Source organism: Erysipelatoclostridium sp. DFI.2.3, assembly GCF_019132535.1.
Lineage (GTDB): Bacteria > Bacillota_I > Bacilli_A > Erysipelotrichales > Erysipelotrichaceae > Clostridium_AQ > Clostridium_AQ innocuum.
Map to the genome: position 1 here is coordinate 1 of NZ_JAHOOJ010000013.1, position 19,202 is coordinate 19,202.

Consider the following 19,202-nt stretch of genomic DNA (forward strand, 5'->3'; position numbering starts at 1 on the left):
AAAAGTTTATAAATTGCTTGAAAAATCTTCTTTTTGTCATGCATTTTTTTCAGAATACTCTTAATCCTATCAGAATGAGATAAAATAAAACCGCATCCTGTTTGTTTTCATCCTCTTAACTTAATGACATTGACATCACAGTACCCTTTTTTTGTTACCGGCTTTTAACAGGAACCGGGATATCACCTTATGAATGTTTATACGATGGCTGGAAACGGATGTAGGCATGCTTTACCAAAAACATGCCGCAATTCATGATGTATGAAATCCTTTGCATGTTTATCGAAAGCAGATTGCATTTCTACCCGATATATATATAGGAATTATTCATTACATTTGCTTATTGTACCCTTCCTACAGGCAATGTATTTGCAATTTCATGTATTCTTGGTTATGATTATAAAAAAGATGGGAGACTGAAATTATGCGTATGCTGTTTATTGAATATCCAACCTGCTCAACATGCAGGAAAGCAAAGAAATATCTGCAGGATGCCGGAATGGAGCTGGAAATCCGCCATATCGTTGAAGAAACACCTACTGTGGAGGAGCTTCGTGCGTGGGTAAAACAGAGTGGACTGGAATTAAAAAAATTTTTTAATACCTCCGGAAATGTTTACAAGGAGCTGAAGCTGAAGGATCGCTTGAAGGCGCTTAGCGAGGAGGAGCAGCTGAATTTACTTGCCGGCAACGGTATGCTGATCAAGCGTCCGCTGCTGATTTGTGAAAAAGGAATCGCGGTCGGCTTCAAGGAAGATAAATATAAAAATTTATGTTCAGAATAACAAATATGTGGTATATTGATGAAAAGGCATTGAGGTGATAAAGGTGATATTAGGTGAATCGTTGGAGGATTATCTGGAAACACTGCTGATCCTGGATAATGAAAACGGCAAGATCCGTTGTGTGGATGTGGCAAAAAAAATGGATGTTTCCAAGCCAAGTGTGAATAAGGCTATGAATGTATTAAAGGAAAAAGGACTTGTTCAGCAGGAAACCTATGGGGATATTCATTTTACTCCGGAGGGAAGAGAGCTGGCTGTCAAGGTGTATCAGCGTCATACGACTATTCGTTCCTTTCTGGAGGATGTACTTGGTGTTGCACCGGATACAGCAGAGGAAGAAGCCTGTCATATTGAGCATGTGATCAGCGAAGATACCTTCCAGAAAATCAAAAATTTCAAAAGATAGCGCTTTTTTATGAAAATGCGCTTTTTTTGTTGCATATTTTCATAAAACGGAATAAAATAGTATAGGACATCGGGATGTAGCACAGCTTGGTAGTGCGCTTGCTTCGGGAGCAAGAGGTCGCAGGTTCAAATCCTGTCATTCCGACCATTTCTGCTGATAAGCCTTTGAAAAAAGGCTTTTTTTTTCATAACATATGCTTGTCCATGGATAAGTCCTTTATCAGAAGACTTACATAGCGTTTTTCCCTAATCATGCAGTTGTGTAATTCTGTGCTTGGAAATAGCGCTGTAGCAGGAATCAAATCCGCATTTTCAAATTCAAGCAGTGTGTCTCATACATATCAATACCTGATACAGAGGCAAGGCAATCCTGATGTAATACATGCTGTACCCTGCTTACCAGTACAGTACCTGATGACTGCTAAAAAGGTAGACGACTTTTAAAAATCGTCTACCTTTTTAGAATACTTCTATCAAAAGCAACAGCAGGTAGGATGACTCATGCGCGAAAGGTTTTCTCTTATGCACATGACAGCATTTTCTTTATCAGCCGCTCTTTCCATCTGTTGGATAGGTGACTTTCTTTTTTTACAATTTAAGATGTCCATCAGCTGCATATATACTTATTTTAAAAATAATTCCTCATAATTTTTCCGCAGCTGCTCTGCCGCCAGATCTTTCTCCACCGCTTTGATTTCACACAGCTTGTCAAATGTATATCTGACATACATCGGCTCATTCTGCTTGCCCCTGAACGGATGCGGCGTCAGATAGGGACTGTCAGTTTCCACAAACAGCCGGTTCAAAGGAAGCGCTTCTGCCGTTGCCGGAGCCCCTCTTGAGTTTTTAAATGTAAGCGGCCCGCCAAAGGATATATAAAAACCGATTTTTATCAGCTCCATAGCCACTTCCTTACTTCCGCTGTAGCAATGCATGATCCCCTTCAGCGGACCCATATCCTTCAGAATGTCCAGCGTATCCTTCGTTGCCTCTCTCATATGAATAAGAATCGGTTTGTTGTATTTTTGCGCAAGCCTGATCTGCCGGATAAAGCCGGTCTTCTGATCCTGCGGCTTTACATCATCCCAATGATAATCCAGTCCGATTTCACCGACTGCGATAAGGCGCTCCTGTTTCAGCAGCTCCTCCAGCCGCTCATAATCGGCTTCCTGAAAAGCGTACAAATCGTTCGGATGAAAGCCCAGTGCGATATCAAAGCGCTCCGGTTCGCGCTCCTTTAGCTGCTGTGCACGCTCATATTCTGTAAAGTCCGTACAGATGATGAGCATTTTTTCTATACCTGCCTGCCTTGCATTCTCCAATACCTCGTCAATGCGCTCATACAGGGCATCACAGGTGATATGACAATGTGTATCGATCAATGTATTCATAACATTTTTTCCTCCTGCTTATTTTCCCAGACAGAAATTGGAGAATAAGGTGTCGAGTAAATCCTCACGATGGACTTCCCCGAGTATCTCCTTTAAGGCTGTATAGGCTTCCTGTATATCGATAGCAACGATATCCAGCTCCATTTTCGACTTCATGGCAGCAAGCGCCTGCCGCATACAGCTCTCTGCCTTCATCATTAAAGAAATCTGGCGCTCATTTTGCAGCAGCGGCTCCTGCAGTACCAGCTGATGACCGTCGAACAGTTCATGTATCTTTGCCATCAAAGGCTCAATCTCACCACTGGCTGCGGATATGCATATGCCCTCACAGCGATGGGAGATATCGGTTTTATTGTATACGATGATACGCGTCTTATCCTTCGTCAGCTCCAGCAGCTCCTCATCCTGCGCATCCAGTGCATGGCTGCTGTCCAGTACGACGATTACAAGCTGTGCCTCGGAAATTGCCTGTAAGCTTCGCCGGATACCGATTTGTTCCACAACATCCTCTGTATCCCGTATTCCTGCCGTATCAATCAGATTCAGAGTCAGTCCCTGCAAATGGATATGTCCTTCCACTATATCGCGTGTTGTTCCTGCGATATCTGTCACAATCGCCTTCTCTTCCTCAAGCAGCGCATTCAAAAGGCTGCTTTTCCCGACATTCGGCTTACCGACAATTGCTGTTTTGATGCCCTCCTTCAACAGCTGACCGCTCTGTGCACGGTCCAGAATTTGCCGGATACGCATCATCCACTCCTCAGCCTTTGGCTGAATGATTTCGCTGCTCAGCTGCTCCACATCATCATACTCCGGATAATCGATGTTTACCTCAATGTTTGCGATAATATCCAGCAGATCCTGAATCAGGGGCTCCAGCAGCTTTCTGACGCTTCCGCGAATACCCTGCACAGCCATGCGTGCATTTTCATCGGTATCTGCCTGTATCATGTCATTCACAGCTTCTGCCTGCGTCAGATCAATCCGGCCGTTTAAGAAAGCACGCTGTGTAAATTCACCGGGATTCGCAAGACGTGCGCCATGCGCAAGACACAGCCGCAGAATTTTCTTTGTGATAAACCGTCCGCCATGACAGTTTATTTCTACGATATCCTCACAGGTAAAGGTCTTCGGTGCACGAAAAACACTGACAAGCACCTCATCAATCAGTTCATCGTGCTCCTGATCATAAACATAGCCATAGCTGATCGTATGGCTTTTTTTCTCTCCTACATTAAAATTCAGAATGCTGTCCGCAATCGACAAGGCATCCGCTCCACTCATTCGGATGATGGAGATTGCCCCATCCACTGCCGCTGTGGAGATTGCGGCTATTGTATCATTCAACATAAAAACACCTGCCATTTACTACGTAATTGTATCACAAAAAGACGAGAAAAAAAGGTTATTTACTCAATAACCCTTTCGTCCTACTGATCACTGTTCATGCAGTCTGCCGAGGTTTCCCCATCCCGGCTGCGCGCGGAATTGTGAATACGGCATTTCAGCCGATACACCAGGAACAGGAATATTGCGTAGCCGGTGGCAGCCAGCGCCAGTATTGTATAATAATATGCAGATGGCAAATGAAGGTATCGGGCACTGAGATAGGCGAGCAGGTACACACCGGGTACGATTGCCATGAGCCAGCATGCAAGGCTGGTAAGACTTGTCGCAAACTTCATGAAACCAGCTCCTTTTACAATGCATACTTCCACCGAATGGGACGAACAGCAGAAGCTCTTCCATACCTATGATGATAGTATCCACCATCTAACACTTATATGATAATTTTATCCGTCTGCTGAAACAATTACAATGTATCGAACGGCGGTCAGAAGCTCCGTGAATGGTGAGATAAAAAGACAGGGAATGCATGCATTCCCTATCTGCTTTTTAACAGCTCTTTTCTCCATTCCGGGACTGCTTCCACAGCAGTCCAATACTCACGCAGGGCAGTGATTTTCCCTCCCTGTATTGTGAAGAAACCAATGGCAAGAAAGGATACTTCCTGTCCCTTCACCATTGTTTCACTTATAATCATATCCCCTGTTTCATAGCATTTCAGAACATCTTCCTCCCATTCTCCGGGATAGGCTTCATTTACAGCTATAAATTCATCAAGGGTAAAGACTTCCTCCGTATTGGGCCATGTAATTTCTGCAGTATCACAGAACAACTCTCTTACATCTTGAAAACGCAGCTCATGTATTGCATTCCAGTAAGCATGTACGATGCTTTGCATTCTATGCTCCTCCTTTCATCGTTATCTTAGAAAGGATACATTCGCATACAGCGCGAGACATGCTTTACCTGATCCTCATTTTCATACCAGTGCAGGCTTTCATTCATGGTCTTCCACCTCCCGGATCCTTCCTAGATCCATTGAATAGAACTGACAATCCTTTGTCCGATGCAAAAAGCCGTACTCAATCAGATAGCGGCGCAGTGATACAAAATCCTCGAATATCTGCTTTAAAAAGGCATTGATTTCCTCTTCGCTGTATACCTGATGCGGCTCCAGAAATTCACAAATTTTTCGTAGTATGATGATTTTCTTTTTTTCCTTAGCCGGAATCTGCTTTAATTTCAGCGGATCGATAGAGAGTGTCATCGTCTTCAGCACCTGCTCCTCATCCTCACTGGTTGCGACATAGCGCTCATCCACCTGTGCGGCATGGTCATGCACCTCCAGCAGATTATCCATCATACCCTCCACCGATAGCTCATATAGAGCCAGATACATTTTCGCCTGTCTTGCTTTTTCTCGGAAAACAAAGCGCTGATGGCGGACGGTTGACGCACTTGTACTTGTCAGCGAGGCTATTTCCTTATCGGTTTTCCCTTCATGAATATACTGCAGGAGCTTTTTCTGCACATCGGTCAGACTGCAGGATTTCTTATCCAGCTGCAGCAGCTGTTCAAACACAGAACCATGCTCCTTTTGTATATGCATCTGCACCGCCTTTTCGGCACGGTAAAAATGCCCGTTTATCGGAAAAATTTCACCATCCTCAAACACTGCATCGCAAAAATTACAATGGTAAAAATTACGTTTGTCCTTTGTATATCCGTTTTTTATTTCATCCAGATTTTTTTCTCTTGTTATTTTCATATTTCATCACCTGTCAAGCAACTGCATATGAAATATTATACCATACTTTCTCAGTTTGCGATATGATGATGAAATACCGGTGTGGAAGAGTCAATGACACGAAACTCATAACCCTGCGACAGCATACTTTTCAGAATCGTAGGAAGCGCCTCTACCGTTGCCTTGTTTCCGGTTCCATCATGCATCAGAATCATTACCTCTTTTTTATCCCTGATTTCCTTTAATGCCGTATTGATCAGTGAATCACTGCCTACATAACAGTTTCCATCCCCGTTGGAAGCATTCCAGTCATAGTATTCATACCCTTTTTGCGTTACAGAAGCTGCCAGCGTACTCATAATGCCGCTGCTGTACTTTCTGGATACCGTATTGCTGGTGCCTCCTGGAAAGCGCAGGATATTCACCTTATGTCCCGTCTGTTTTTCAATCAGCGCATTCGTTTTATTGACATCCTCAAAATACGCCTCCTCACTGGAATAGATTTTGCCATAATCATGGGAGAAGGTATGAATACCGATCGCATGCCCCTTAGCATCCGCTTTCTTAATCAGGTCGTAATACTCCGGATTGCTTCCCGTCACAAAAAACGTAGCCTTGACATGGTAGGTATCCAGAATATCCAGTACCTCCTGTGTGTGCTTACTGGGACCGTCATCAAAGGTTAAATACGCAACCTTTTTTTCTTCCACCTTGGCGACTGCAGCACTATCCTGCTCCATCGGGAAATATTTCTGGGCCCAGAAAAAAGCAACCCACATCAGTGCAAGAAATGCCACACTGCTTAAAATCACATCACGCCATACTTCTTTTCTCATATAATCACATCCTCTCTGTTAGCTTTCCCCGGGAATGTGCATCTTATAAGGGATATGGCAAAACATTCACGCAGGTGATGGAAACGTGATATAATGAATTACAAAAGGAGGGGTCTTTTATGCTGTATGACAATCGCATAGCTGCCGCATTTCTGGAAGGAAGACCTGTAACAGAGGAAAAGCATTTTTACCTGCTGCAGGAGTACAAGGAGGCTGATCCGAAACGAAGGGATATCGTACAGGAGCTGGACTCACAGCTGGAAAGCATCGTAGAAGAATTTCCGACCTTTAACAAGGAGCTTTTTGAGGCTGTTTTTCCCAATTACAGGGAGCAGCTGGAGACTGTCTGTATCATGGCGGTTGTCGGCACAAAGGAAAACCGCATTGTGAAATCAGAGGAAGGGCTTTGTATCCTGATTGATCTGATTCATATTGCTGATTATACCCGTATCGTTTCACAGATGACCTATATTTTGCAGAATTATCTGACCTTCGAGCTATCAAAGTATCTGATTCAGAAGCAGTTCCCTGTACGTTCCCGTAAATATCTCAGCCTGCTAAACCATCTGGCATTCACAAACGGTCTTGCGAATTATCTGGCATGGAATGCTTCCTGCAGCAGCTATAAGTTTTATACACAGAAATATGAAGCGCATAAGGAGCGTGCCTTCGGTCTTCTTTCACAGGCGCTGCAGGTGGAAACAAAAGCCTTACAGCATAAGATCCTGGTCAGTGCCGTGACACAGGTATTCTGGAATCAGTTCCCCTCTGTCGCAGGCATGTTTTATTTTGATGATATTTATCGTGACCTTGGCAAAGAAGGCATTGTTCTGTTGTATAGACACGGACCGAAAAATTTCATTCAGACGATATTTCATGAGTGAGGGAATGATATGATGATAAAGATTTTATCAGGCGACATTACAACCCTGCAGGTGGATGCCATCGTGAATGCAGCCAATGTTTCCCTGCTTGGGGGAGGCGGTGTCGACGGAGCAATTCATCATGCTGCCGGACCTGAGCTTTTAGAAGAGTGCCGTACCCTTCACGGGTGCAAGACAGGAGAAGCAAAAATCACAAAGGGATATCGGCTGCCTTGTTCCTATGTAATTCATACACCGGGTCCGATATGGCAGGGTGGAAATCATGGGGAATGCGAGTTGCTGGAAAACTGCTATCGAAGCTGTATGAAGCTGGCGAAGGAGTATCATATAACCTCCATCGCTTTTCCTGCCATTAGTACCGGCGTATATCACTTCCCCTTGGAACAGGCTGCCCGCATTGCCATCCGGACAATACTGGAAGAAAAGGAAACCTGTATAAAGATTGTTTATCTGGTATGCTTCGACGAGATTACACGTCAGATATATGAAGCCGTACGAAGCGAATACGATATTTGATTTTATGAAAACAGAATTCCCTTTGACGAATTTGTACGTACATGATAAAATCAAGTAGGTGATGACAATGTCAAAATACGAAGCGATTTACAGGGATATATTAGGAAGAATTGATCAAAATCTCTATGCAGCCGGAGATACGCTTCCCGGTGAATATGAGCTTATGAAAATCTATGAAGCATCCAGAGATACCATTCGAAAAGCGTTGCTGCTGCTTGCACAAAACGGATATATACAGAAATCCAAGGGAAGAGGAAGTATTGTTCTGGACCGACAGCGCTATGACTTTCCAGTTTCCGGTGTTGTCAGCTTTAAAGAGCTTGCCGATAAAATGGAACAGGATGTGCAGACAAAGGTGATTTGTCTTGAAAAAACTCATCCGGATGCCCGTATCCGGCAATTATTTCATATGAGCCCGGAGGATGAAATCTGGCTTGTTCAAAGGGTTCGGATCATTGACCATGAAGCCGTTATTCTGGATACGGATATACTGGATGCTTCTATTATTCCGGAGCTGAACGAAGAGATTCTGGAACAGTCATTGTACTCCTATATCGAAGATACCCTGCATCTGAAAATCGCCTATGCGGAAAAGGAAATCACATGCCAGAACGTGAGCGGTCTGGATACGAAGGTTCTGGATATGAAACAGTATGATATGGTTGTGAATGTGGAGTCCTGCTCATATCTTGATGATGCACGAATCTTTCAATATACCAATGCAAGACACCGCCCGGATAAATTTCGATTTAAAGATTTCGCAAGACGCGTAAAATTAGCATAATAGCATGAGCCGGCAAATTGCCGGCTTCTTTATTTGAAATACCATTACCGAATAGACGGCTACCTGCTGCATATGTTCTTTTACAGAAATGAATAATTATTTAAAAAAGATATTGACAGACATGTACGTACAAGTTATACTGTTGTTGTATTTAGATGTACGTACATGTTTAAGGAGGAGCTTATGGAAAAGTTTCAGGAAGATGTAAAAAAACTATTGCTATACGTCGGTGGTAAAGAGAACATACAGGCCGTTTCTCACTGTGTTACCAGAATGCGATTTGTACTGGAAAAGCCGGAGCTGGCAGATGTTGCGGCAATCGAATCCCTTCCCAGTGCAAAGGGGACATTCACACAATCCGGTCAGTTTCAGGTCATAATCGGAAATGAGGTCAGTGAATTTTACAATGCATTTACGGCTTATGCAGGCATTGAAGGAGTTTCCAAGGATTCACTGAAAAGCTCTGCAAAATCAAATCAGACAGTATTACAGCGAATGATGGGTGCTCTTGGAGAAATCTTCGCACCTCTGATCCCGGCATTGATCTGCGGCGGTCTGATTCTCGGATTTCGCAATATCATAGGCGAGATTGCGATGTTTGACGGACAGACACTCGCCCAAGCCTCACAGTTCTGGAATGGCGTATACAGCTTTCTATGGCTGATTGGTGAAGCCGTCTTCCACATGCTGCCGGTGGGTATCGTCTGGTCCATTACTAAAAAAATGGGAACAACACAGATTCTTGGAATCATCCTTGGGCTAACCCTTGTTTCTCCGCAGCTGTTAAACGGCTTCCAGGTAGCCGGAACCGAGGCTTCCGCTATTCCTGTATGGAATTTTGATTTCACACAGATTCAAATGATTGGCTATCAGGGGCAGGTAATCGCAGCCATGATGGCAGGCTTTGTCCTCGTATATCTTGAAAAATTCTTCCGTAAGCACTGTCCTGCTGTCATTTCTATGATTGTTGTGCCGTTCTGTTCACTGATCCCGGCAGTTGTTATTGCTCATACTCTGGTTGGACCTGTAGGCTGGACAATAGGAAATGCAATTGCGGATATTGTCTATAACGGACTAACCTCCAGCTTTGGCGTTTTGTTTGCCGCGGTATTTGGGCTGATCTATGCGCCAATCGTTATGACCGGCTTACATCATATGACGAATGCAATTGATACAACGCTGACGAATATGTTTGGCGGTACAATTCTCTGGCCAATGATTGCATTATCCAATATTGCGCAGGGATCCAGTGTTCTTGCAATGGCAGTTCTTCAGAAAAAGGATGAAAAAGCACAGCAGATCAATATCCCGGCCCTGATATCCTGCTATCTCGGTGTTACAGAACCGGCTTTATTTGGTGTCAATCTGAAATATGGCTTTCCTTTGATTTGCGGCATGATCGGTTCTGCAGCTGCAGCAGTGATATCTGTAGGATGCGGGGTGCAGGCCTTCAGCATCGGTGTCGGCGGTTTACCGGGCATCATTTCCATAAAATCACAATTTTGGCTGGCATTCCTTGCAGCTATGGCAGCGGCGATTATCATTCCGTTTGTTTTGACTCTGCTTGTTGAAAAAAAGAAACTGCAGCAAAAGGAAGCTGCTGTCATCGTCTCGGCCGAAGAGGAAAGCTTCCATTCACCAATGAGCGGTATATGTATGCCGATGGAAGAAGTAGAGGATCAGGCATTTGCATCCAAAGCTATGGGTGACGGCTTTGCAGTAGAATTACAGGATACCCGTGTTCTGGCTCCGTTCAGCGGAACCATCATGGTCGCATTTCCGACCGGCCACGCCTACGGTATCAAGGCAGATAACGGAAAAGAGGTTCTGATTCACATTGGTATGGATACTGTGGAATTAAATGGAGAAGGCTTCCACCCGCACGTAAAGGCTGGAGATGTCGTAAAACAGGGTGACGTACTGGTTGATGTAGAGTTGGATGTTATCAAAAGGAAAGGAAAATCTCTTGTTTCTCCAGTGGTATTTACGGACGGGACAGCGATCACACTTGAAAAACAGCACGAAAAGATAGCAGCTGGTGATGCTCATATCATCACATACAAATAGGAGGGCAGTATGAATTTTAAAGAGAAAACAGTATATCAGATTTATCCAAAATCCTTTCAGGATTCCAATGGAGATGGATGGGGCGATTTACAGGGTGTCATTTCCAGACTCGATTATCTGCAGAAGCTTGGTATTGATTATATCTGGTTTAATGCAATGTTTGTATCGCCGCAACGGGATAATGGCTATGATGTAGAAGATTATCGAGCAATCGATCCACGCTATGGAACTATGGAGGATTTTACTGAATTATGCAGGGAAGCAAAAAAGCGTGGCATTGATATCATGCTGGATATGGTGTTCAATCATGCTTCAACGCGGCATGTCTGGTTTCAGAAGGCTTTAAAGGGCGAAGAGAAATATAAAGATTACTTCTTTTTCCGCAAAGGAAAAGCAGATGGCAGTGCTCCGAATAACTGGAATTCAAAGTTTGGCGGTCCTGCATGGGAATATGTCAAGGAGCTGGATGAGTACTATCTGCATCTGTATGATGTCACACAGGCTGATCTAAACTGGGACAATCCGGAAGTCAGAAAAGAACTGGCTGATATCGTCAACTTCTGGCGCAGTAAAGGGGTTCATGGATTCCGCTTCGATGTAGTTAATCTTGTATCAAAAGGCTCCTTCGAGGATGATCCAAACCTCTTTGACGGCCGGCAGTTTTACACGGATGGTCCACACATACACGAATATTTGAAAGAACTGAATCTGAACAGCTTTGGCAAGGATGAAGACAGTATGACGGTTGGTGAGATGAGTTCAACAACCTTAGAGAATTGCACACGTTACTCAGGAAGTGACGCCCATGAGCTGACGAGTGTATTTACCTTCCATCATCTGAAGGTAGACTATAGAAACAAAAAGAAATGGGAGCTGATGCCGTTTGATTTCATCGAGCTAAAGCAGCTCTTGAATGACTGGCAGACAGGTATGCAGGAAGCAGATGCATGGAATGCCTTATTCTGGTGTAATCACGATCAGCCCCGTGCGCTTTCAAGATTTTGCGATGATAAAAACTATCGTATAGAAGCCGCTAAAATGCTGGCTACTGTGCTTCACTGCATGCGGGGGACACCGTATGTATATCAGGGTGAGGAAATCGGTATGACCAATGCATATTTCCATGATATATCACAATATCGCGATGTAGAAAGTACAAATTTCTATGATATTCTTAAGAAGGAAGGGCGCAGTAAGGAAGAAATCCTGCATATATTACAGGAACGCAGCCGGGATAATGCAAGAACACCAATGCAATGGAACAGCAAGCAAAATGCAGGCTTTACAGATGGTACTCCATGGCTGTCAGTAATCGATAACTATAAAACTGTCAATATTGAAAATGCACTACAGGATGAAAATTCCGTATTTTATCATTATCATAAATTGATACGCATGCGGAAAGAGTATAAGGTGATTCAGGATGGCCTGTATATTCCATTACTGCAGGATCATAAGACAATCTTTGCATACAAACGCAAAGGAGAGGAAGGAGAACTGATTGTACTCAGCAATTTCTATGCAGAAGCTGTACGTGTGGAAATAAAAGAAAATCTGACAGATTATGTGCTGTTGTTAAGCAATTATAAGGACAGTAAAGCTGACAAGTGTATCACACTTCGTCCTTATGAATCTGTCATATATTATAAAGCAAGCTAGTGCAGATAAGCCATGTGAGTGATCGCATGGCTTTTTGATGCGCTTTTTATTCATACAGCTGTCATGGTGAAAGGAAAAGAGTGACGATATATCTTATATTTCAATGAAATTCCAATTTATAGGGTTTAAAGACATCTTTTAAATAAGCAATTCTATCGTTTCATTACCATATATCAAAATCTGATTTTCGATCATGGCTCACACTTTCAAAAAAGACAATTTTTTAAGTTTCGAAAGCATCTGGGGATTTCACGAAAAAATCACTCTATGAAGAACACTATCCATCAGTTATGTAAACCCGATTGTTGCCAAATACATACAAGGTGTTAACACATTCTTCATATGAATGCTCACTTAGTGAAACAAACAATGATGAAGCCTGTTACAGACCCATACTGTCAATTCCAATAAACAGCTTGAAAGAAGGATATACCTCCATATAAAAATCACATCCTATGCCACTATCCTGAAGTTCCCTGGTTGATCGTGATATATACACAGAGCAATTGACACATCACCTTATAAGATCAGTTATAAAACCAATCTCAAACAATTATTCTGTCTTACCCATATTAAGTGATTTCACAGGAATAGAAAAAAGCAGCACGATATCCAATTGATACCGTACTGCATGTTAATAATTATTCGGTGATGCCTCACTTGCGGATCCGTGTTCCTTCTCCGTCTTGATTTCAAAATGTATCATCAAGGACAGAAGTGCACGCAGCAGAATGATGGCTCCCAGAATATAGATTTCCGAAAAGCTTCTGACGAGTACCGTCTTCAGTATTTCGGCACCCATTTTAAATTCCAAACCTAATGCCAGAGCATTTGCCAGTTCGATACGGATCGGATAATGTTTATGGGTAAACAGCGCTTTGATATAGTGATAAAACGCCTTCAGTGATCCGATGGTTATCACAACGATACCGATGATTTCCAAAATGGATACAATCTCCGGCAGCATGAATTCTATGAAATGTTCCAGCATACAGTTTCCTTTCTATGTAGGCTTACTCTGCGTATTTCGCAACGATTTCGCTGACTGGTCTGCTTTCTTCCACAGCCTTGATAACCTGTCCTAAAACAGGTCCTACAGACAATACCTTCATCTGTGGGTACAATGCAGCCTTGTCATCCTGAGGAATCGTATTGGTACATACGAATTCTTCCAGATTCGCAGCCTTCAAGCGATCGATGGCCGGCCCGGAAAGAACGCCGTGCACACAGGATGCATATACAGCAGTAGCGCCTTTGTCATACAGCATCTGGATACCTGCAGTCAGCGTCCCTGCAGTATCCACAATATCGTCTACCACGATAGCGATTTTGCCATTTACATCCCCAATGATGTTCATAGCCTCTGCCACGTTTGGTTTCGGACGACGTTTATCAATGATTGCTAATGGAGCGTGAAGAATTTCCGCAAGTCTTCTCGCACGAGTAGTTCCGCCATGGTCCGGTGATACGACCACAACATCTTTCAGATTCAGGCTCTTGAAATACTGACCGATAATACAGATGGCGGAGATGTCATCTGCAGGAATATCGAAGAATCCCTGAATCTGCGTTGCATGCAGTTCCATGGTAATGACACGGTTTGCCCCTGCCCGTTCCAGCAGATCCGCAACCAGTTTGGATGTGATCGGCTGTCTCGGTTTTGCCTTGCGATCCTGACGTGCATATCCGAAATATGGCATAACGACAGAAATATGACCGGCACTGGCACGTTTGCAGGCATCAATGGCAATCAGTACCTCCATGATATTGCTGGAGACAGGTGCACATGTGGATTGAACGATGTAGACGTTTTTCCCGCGCACGGACTCCCCTAATTCTACCATGATTTCCCCGTCGGAGAAGTGCTTTACATCACACTGACCCAAAGGTATCCCTAATTCTCCCACGATTTCATTTGCTAGCTCAACGCTTGAAGTTAACGCAAAAACTACTGTTTTGTTTTCCATTGTTCTACAATCCTGTTCCTTTCCTATTTGTTCTTGTAAGTTGTTCCGAATCCCTTTTTAATGGACTGTCGTGCTCTGGCAATCCCCATATCACCGTCATCTACAGAATCCGTGATCGTAGAGCCTGCCGCAAGCAGAGCATTCTCACCGATGGTCACAGGCGCAATCAGGTTACAATTACTTCCGATAAACGCACCGTCATGTACCGTTGTGCGGAATTTGTGCTTGCCGTCATAATTGACTGTAACCACACCGCAGCCGACATTGATTTTCTTACCAAAGTCGGAATCTCCGATATATGTCAGGTGGGCGCATTTGGAGCCATCACCAAAGTGAGAGTTTTTAAATTCCACAAAGTTCCCAATACGGCAGTCTTCGCAGATTTCTGTATTGTTTCTTAAATGAGACATCGGCCCCACCGTGGAACGGTTTCCAACACTGCTTTCAACGATCTTGCTGCTGTCAATCGTTACATCATCACCGATTACAGCATTGCGCAGGAACGAGTTCGGTAAAATCACAGTATTCTTACCAATGACAGTTTTCCCCTGAATGTGTACGTTGGGATAAATGACCGTATCCTCACCAATCACAGCATCCACATCAATGTATGTGTTATCCGGATCGATAATCGTTACCCCTGCACGCATGTGTGCTTCATTTACATGACGCTTCATCCATGCATTTGCTTTCGCTAAATCCACACGGTCATTGACACCCATGGCTTCCTTTGGATCATCCACAATCATAGCATTGACACACAGATCTTTTTTATTAAAAATTTCCACAAGATCTGTCAGGTAGTATTCCTGCTGTGCATTGCTGTTGGTGATTTCCTTCAGACCTTCAAACAGTGCCTTGTTATTGAAACAGAAAATTCCGGTGTTGATCTCTTTTACTTCCAATTCTTCTTCACTGCAATCCTTTGCTTCAACAATCTTCTCGACCATGCCCTGTGCATTTCGAATAATTCTGCCGTAGCGTTCTCCATCCGGCAGCACACTCGTCAGTACGGTACAAGCGGCATCACGGTTGCTTTCAAATACTTTTTGAATCGTTTCCTTCTGAATGCAGGGGCCATCACCGTTAACAACAATGGTATCTCCATCCAGACCTTCCAGAACACTTGCCTGCATGACAGCGTGTCCGGTTCCTAACTGAGGCTGTTGAATAGCATACTCTACAGAATCCTGCAGATATTCCTTTACACTTTCAGCACCATGTCCAACCACAACAACAATGCGTTCCACTCCGCTTGCTTTCAGGGTATCAACAATATGTCCAATCATCGGTTTGTTTAAGACGGGATGCATCACTTTGTTCAAAGCTGACTTCATTCTTGTGCCTTTTCCGGCAGCTAAAACAATAGCAGATTTCATAAAAACATACCTCCGTTACTATTTTATCAAAAAGTGACAGTAAAAAAAAGGCTAAGTGCCTATTTCCTATACGTTTTATGGACGAATTGTAAGGTTTCACCGTGAATTAAGGAAAAAGCATACAATCACAGCAAAGAATGGAGGAAACAGCATGCTCCCGTATACTTTACCATCATGCAAATTGGATTTCGGACACCGGAATAATGAAATATGCCGGAAATGATTACAATATGTGAATAGTTGTGCTATCATAACCGTGTTGATGGGAGGTTACCTTATGAACAGACAGATTCTGTTTTTCGATATAGACGGTACTTTGGTGGATAGTACCACGCATATTGTTCCTGCATCCACCAGAGCCGCATTGCAGAAGCTGAAGAAGGCCGGCCATATTCTATGCATTTCTACCGGACGATCTCTGCAATCTGTAACAGACGGTCACTTTGATGAGCTGATTGACTGGGACATCTTTCTCTGCAATAACGGACAGGCTATTTACAATCACGACAAAAGCCTTCTGCATATGACACCGATTCCAAGAGAAAGCGTCGAGGCCTGCATTCAGGCTGCGGAAACGCAGGAGGCTCCGCTGCTGATTATGGGAAAGAAGCAGATTCTTACCCGCAAGCCGAATGCATACGTGATTACCTCTGCAGAATTCTTTAAGGAATCCATACCGGATGTGGAAGCATATGACGGCAGTGATGTCATTATGATGATTGCCTATGGTCCTATGGGATATGCCTATGAGGAATATATGGCGATACCCAGCGTTGATGTTATGATCGGGCAGTCGACCTATGCAGATGTTGTGCTGAAGGGCTTTAGCAAGGCGATCGGTATCCGCTTTATTCTTGATCATTTTCAGATGCAGGACTATCTAGCCTTTGGAGATAGTTTGAACGATGTGGAAATGCTGCAGCATGCACGAATCGGAGTCGCAATGGGAAATGCCCATGAGGAAGCGAAGCGCGCTGCCGACATCATCACAAGGGATGTATCCGAGGATGGCATATATCATGCATTGCGGCAGATGAGGCTGCTGGATTTATAATCCCCTGCATTATGACAGCTTGGTTATCCAGGCTGTTTTTTTACTCCCTTCCGCATTTCATCCTTTTTCCGTTAGAAGGTCAATTTACCGTTTAATGCAGAACTAATCATAAAAAAGCAGCTGTGTTTGTGCAGGACAGACAACAGATGCCTTGTTACATATATGCTGCAGAAATGCAGAACTATTCTTTTTACATGTCTAACACGAATATAGCAGTGCTATTCCTGACGGCAAGGAAAGAACAGCTCTACAACAAATTCCGTATCATCATTTTCATATAAAAAGCTGCCATTCATCCCTTTCATGATCTTATTAACGCTTTTCAGACCAATCTGGGTGCTTTCCTCCCGGGATGCGTCCTTTTTCTTACGATTTTTTAACCGAATCAGCACATTCCCCTTCTCCACCTGTAAAGAAACAGTCACAATGTGTTTATCCCCATATTTTCGGATATTGGAAAATACATTATCAAACACACGCATCAGCATGGCTTCCTCCCCCATGATTTTCCAGCTGCCCCTTTCAAATTTTGTCAATATCTCGAATTTCTGTTCACGCAGCTCCTCGCAATAGAACTCCAGCATATTCAGTACCGCCTGCTCCTCTATGGGATGCAGCTGCAGCTCCTCATCACGGGAATACACAAGGAAATGATTAAACAGCTTATCTGACATATCCTTGATCTGTTCGGCCTTCTGCCGGCTTTTTCGAATATAGTCATCCCTCGCTGCATCACTCTTATAGATTTTCATTTGAAGAATATCCAGATATCCAAGCAGAGAGGTGAGCGGTGTACGAAGATCATGTGACATGGCTGTAACAAGCTCCTGATTGGCATTGCGTGCTTCTTCTTCCTTCAGCATATTATCATACAATGCATTGCGCAGATGATTCAGCTGCCGGGCAAGATCCGTCAATTCATCATTTCCCTTGTAAATGATCGTATGGTGAAAATCACCGGCTTCAATCAGCTGCATTTCCTCTTCGATACTGAGGACATATTTCATTTTGCGGTGTACGAACTGCATAATCACTACAATGAACAGCAGGATTGAAGCAACTGCCGCCACAATGAGAAACCGAATCATGAAGGAAAGACCGATAAAGGAATAGACAACAAGATAGGCTTCACCATCATGAAATTTCAGCGTATATTCCTGATCGTCCGGCTCATACAGATTCAGCCAGAAGGACATGGTACCCACATATGCCTGATCCTCCATCGTACTGAATGATGTTTCACTCAGCGTATCCTCATCATCATACAGATACAGCGTGAGATCCTTGTATTTTCTCATTTCCCGTTTGATGGCTTTTTTATTCTTTTTCGAAATATCCTTTTTCGTTATCGTATCCTGCAGGGTCTGAATCTGTTCACTCGTTTCCTTCTTTACTGCCTCTTCACCGACAGCCAGATGAAACATACGATACCGGTTAAAAAATAAAAACCCGAACAGTGATGCGGAAACAACTGCCGCCAGTATAACGATACCGATAAATTTCAGGCTTAGCTTGGAGATATGCTTTTTTCTTGTTCCGACAGGGCTTTTTTTCTTAATCAAAACGGTACCCCTTTCCCCAGACGGTTTTTATATACACCGGATTCTGCGGATCCACTCCCAGCTTTTTGCGCAGATTTCGGATATGCACCATGATGGTATTATTTGCGGAATACATATACGGCCCCTTCCAGATAGCTTCATACAGCTCCTGATTGGAGAAAATTTTTTTCGGATGGTCCGCCAGCAGTAACAAAATCTGATACTCCATTTCTGTCAGATTTACAGCTTCCTCCTTCTTTTTCACCTGATTGCTGTTTCGGCTGATGATCAGATCATGCATGATAATCTGATCGCCCTCCTGCGGCTCCTCCTTCCCCTTGTAAATGCAATATCTGCGCAGAAGTGCTTTCACACGGGCAATGAGTTCATTATAGGAAAACGGCTTCGCCAAATAATCATCTCCGCCGCTGGAAAATCCAAGCGCTTTGTCCTGGTCCATGGTCTTTGCAGTCAAAAACAGAATCGGCGCATTCGTGACCTCACGAATCTGACGGCATGCCTTAAAGCCATCCATTTTCGGCATCATAACATCCAGAATGATTAAGTCCATATCCTCTGCTTTAGCTACTGCTGCTTCTCCATCACCGGCTTCCTCCACCTCATAGCCCTCGTTCTCCAGAAGAACAGTTACTACCTCACGAATTTCCTGATTATCATCCACAATGAGTATTCTGCTTCCCATCGTCCACACCTCATTTCTTTTCTCTTTCATTATATATCAAAATACAGGCTCCTACTACCTAATGTTCATTAAATCAGTGTTAAGACTTTTTAAGATTTCAAAACTGGATTTATCACAATAGTATGCCATAATGTTTAT

General features: G+C 43.5%; 19 protein-coding genes and 1 tRNA gene. 9 read left to right on the forward strand and 11 right to left on the reverse strand.

Annotation, left to right across the window (positions count from 1 at the left end; genetic code table 11):
* Positions 1-424: 424 nt before the first annotated feature.
* From KSZ58_RS13830 to KSZ58_RS13840, 3 genes are all read left to right on the forward strand, one after another.
* Positions 425-784 (forward strand): arsenate reductase family protein, encoded by a 360-nt coding sequence (locus KSZ58_RS13830; protein WP_009270137.1) that lies wholly within the window; start codon positions 425-427, stop codon positions 782-784.
* A gap of 43 nt (positions 785-827) precedes the next feature.
* On the forward strand, positions 828-1,190 hold the full coding sequence (locus KSZ58_RS13835; protein ID WP_008818117.1) for a metal-dependent transcriptional regulator: 363 nt from the start codon (positions 828-830) through the stop codon (positions 1,188-1,190).
* A gap of 70 nt (positions 1,191-1,260) precedes the next feature.
* Positions 1,261-1,337: transfer RNA gene (locus KSZ58_RS13840), tRNA-Pro, on the forward strand.
* Between the two features lie 475 nt (positions 1,338-1,812).
* Here KSZ58_RS13840 and KSZ58_RS13845 read toward each other — a convergent pair.
* The 6 genes from KSZ58_RS13845 to KSZ58_RS13870 all read right to left on the reverse strand — a co-directional run bounded on the left by KSZ58_RS13845 (position 1,813) and on the right by KSZ58_RS13870 (position 6,510).
* Positions 1,813-2,580: a TatD family hydrolase gene (locus KSZ58_RS13845; protein WP_009588956.1), complete on the reverse strand. Its 768-nt coding sequence runs from the start codon at positions 2,578-2,580 to the stop codon at positions 1,813-1,815.
* 18 nt (positions 2,581-2,598) lie between these two features.
* Positions 2,599-3,930: a tRNA uridine-5-carboxymethylaminomethyl(34) synthesis GTPase MnmE gene (gene mnmE / locus KSZ58_RS13850; protein WP_009270135.1), complete on the reverse strand. Its 1,332-nt coding sequence runs from the start codon at positions 3,928-3,930 to the stop codon at positions 2,599-2,601.
* Between the two features lie 80 nt (positions 3,931-4,010).
* Complete coding sequence (locus KSZ58_RS13855; RefSeq protein ID WP_002606821.1) at positions 4,011-4,265, reverse strand: hypothetical protein; 255 nt, start codon at positions 4,263-4,265, stop codon at positions 4,011-4,013.
* A gap of 200 nt (positions 4,266-4,465) precedes the next feature.
* Complete coding sequence (locus KSZ58_RS13860) at positions 4,466-4,825, reverse strand: nuclear transport factor 2 family protein (RefSeq protein ID WP_009588937.1); 360 nt, start codon at positions 4,823-4,825, stop codon at positions 4,466-4,468.
* A gap of 99 nt (positions 4,826-4,924) precedes the next feature.
* On the reverse strand, positions 4,925-5,695 hold the full coding sequence (locus KSZ58_RS13865; RefSeq protein ID WP_002606819.1) for a DUF2087 domain-containing protein: 771 nt from the start codon (positions 5,693-5,695) through the stop codon (positions 4,925-4,927).
* 50 nt (positions 5,696-5,745) lie between these two features.
* Positions 5,746-6,510, reverse strand: coding sequence for a polysaccharide deacetylase family protein (locus KSZ58_RS13870; RefSeq protein WP_002606818.1), 765 nt, complete (start codon positions 6,508-6,510; stop codon positions 5,746-5,748).
* A gap of 119 nt (positions 6,511-6,629) precedes the next feature.
* Here KSZ58_RS13870 and KSZ58_RS13875 point away from each other — a divergent pair, with 119 nt between their 5' ends.
* From KSZ58_RS13875 to treC, 5 genes are all read left to right on the forward strand, one after another.
* Complete coding sequence (locus KSZ58_RS13875) at positions 6,630-7,394, forward strand: hypothetical protein (RefSeq protein WP_217752783.1); 765 nt, start codon at positions 6,630-6,632, stop codon at positions 7,392-7,394.
* A gap of 9 nt (positions 7,395-7,403) precedes the next feature.
* On the forward strand, positions 7,404-7,910 hold the full coding sequence (locus KSZ58_RS13880) for an O-acetyl-ADP-ribose deacetylase (protein ID WP_217752784.1): 507 nt from the start codon (positions 7,404-7,406) through the stop codon (positions 7,908-7,910).
* A 67-nt stretch (positions 7,911-7,977) separates the two neighbouring features.
* Complete coding sequence (treR, locus tag KSZ58_RS13885; RefSeq protein ID WP_217752785.1) at positions 7,978-8,694, forward strand: trehalose operon repressor; 717 nt, start codon at positions 7,978-7,980, stop codon at positions 8,692-8,694.
* Between the two features lie 183 nt (positions 8,695-8,877).
* Complete coding sequence (gene treP / locus KSZ58_RS13890; protein ID WP_217752786.1) at positions 8,878-10,761, forward strand: PTS system trehalose-specific EIIBC component; 1,884 nt, start codon at positions 8,878-8,880, stop codon at positions 10,759-10,761.
* Positions 10,762-10,770: 9 nt separating this feature from the next.
* Positions 10,771-12,420 (forward strand): alpha,alpha-phosphotrehalase, encoded by a 1,650-nt coding sequence (treC, locus tag KSZ58_RS13895; protein ID WP_008818109.1) that lies wholly within the window; start codon positions 10,771-10,773, stop codon positions 12,418-12,420.
* A 634-nt stretch (positions 12,421-13,054) separates the two neighbouring features.
* On the opposite strand, the gene KSZ58_RS13900 is transcribed toward treC, so the two are convergent.
* Genes KSZ58_RS13900 through glmU form a run of 3 tightly spaced genes read right to left on the reverse strand, consistent with a single transcriptional unit; the run spans position 13,055 to position 15,766 of the window.
* Positions 13,055-13,411 (reverse strand): DUF1622 domain-containing protein, encoded by a 357-nt coding sequence (locus tag KSZ58_RS13900; protein ID WP_002606809.1) that lies wholly within the window; start codon positions 13,409-13,411, stop codon positions 13,055-13,057.
* Between the two features lie 22 nt (positions 13,412-13,433).
* Positions 13,434-14,387 (reverse strand): ribose-phosphate pyrophosphokinase, encoded by a 954-nt coding sequence (locus KSZ58_RS13905; protein WP_002606808.1) that lies wholly within the window; start codon positions 14,385-14,387, stop codon positions 13,434-13,436.
* A gap of 23 nt (positions 14,388-14,410) precedes the next feature.
* Positions 14,411-15,766, reverse strand: coding sequence for a bifunctional UDP-N-acetylglucosamine diphosphorylase/glucosamine-1-phosphate N-acetyltransferase GlmU (glmU, locus tag KSZ58_RS13910; RefSeq protein WP_008818105.1), 1,356 nt, complete (start codon positions 15,764-15,766; stop codon positions 14,411-14,413).
* A gap of 277 nt (positions 15,767-16,043) precedes the next feature.
* Here glmU and KSZ58_RS13915 point away from each other — a divergent pair, with 277 nt between their 5' ends.
* Positions 16,044-16,820 carry a Cof-type HAD-IIB family hydrolase gene (locus KSZ58_RS13915; protein ID WP_002606806.1) on the forward strand — a complete coding sequence of 259 codons (777 nt, stop codon included), beginning with the start codon at positions 16,044-16,046 and terminating at the stop codon, positions 16,818-16,820.
* Between the two features lie 218 nt (positions 16,821-17,038).
* Here KSZ58_RS13915 and KSZ58_RS13920 read toward each other — a convergent pair whose 3' ends face one another.
* Together KSZ58_RS13920 and KSZ58_RS13925 are read right to left on the reverse strand one after the other, a co-directional pair.
* Positions 17,039-18,382: a HAMP domain-containing sensor histidine kinase gene (locus tag KSZ58_RS13920; RefSeq protein ID WP_008818103.1), complete on the reverse strand. Its 1,344-nt coding sequence runs from the start codon at positions 18,380-18,382 to the stop codon at positions 17,039-17,041.
* Positions 18,375-19,064, reverse strand: coding sequence for a response regulator transcription factor (locus tag KSZ58_RS13925; RefSeq protein WP_008818102.1), 690 nt, complete (start codon positions 19,062-19,064; stop codon positions 18,375-18,377). The genes KSZ58_RS13920 and KSZ58_RS13925 overlap by 8 nt, the downstream gene beginning before the upstream one ends.
* Positions 19,065-19,202 lie beyond the last annotated feature (138 nt).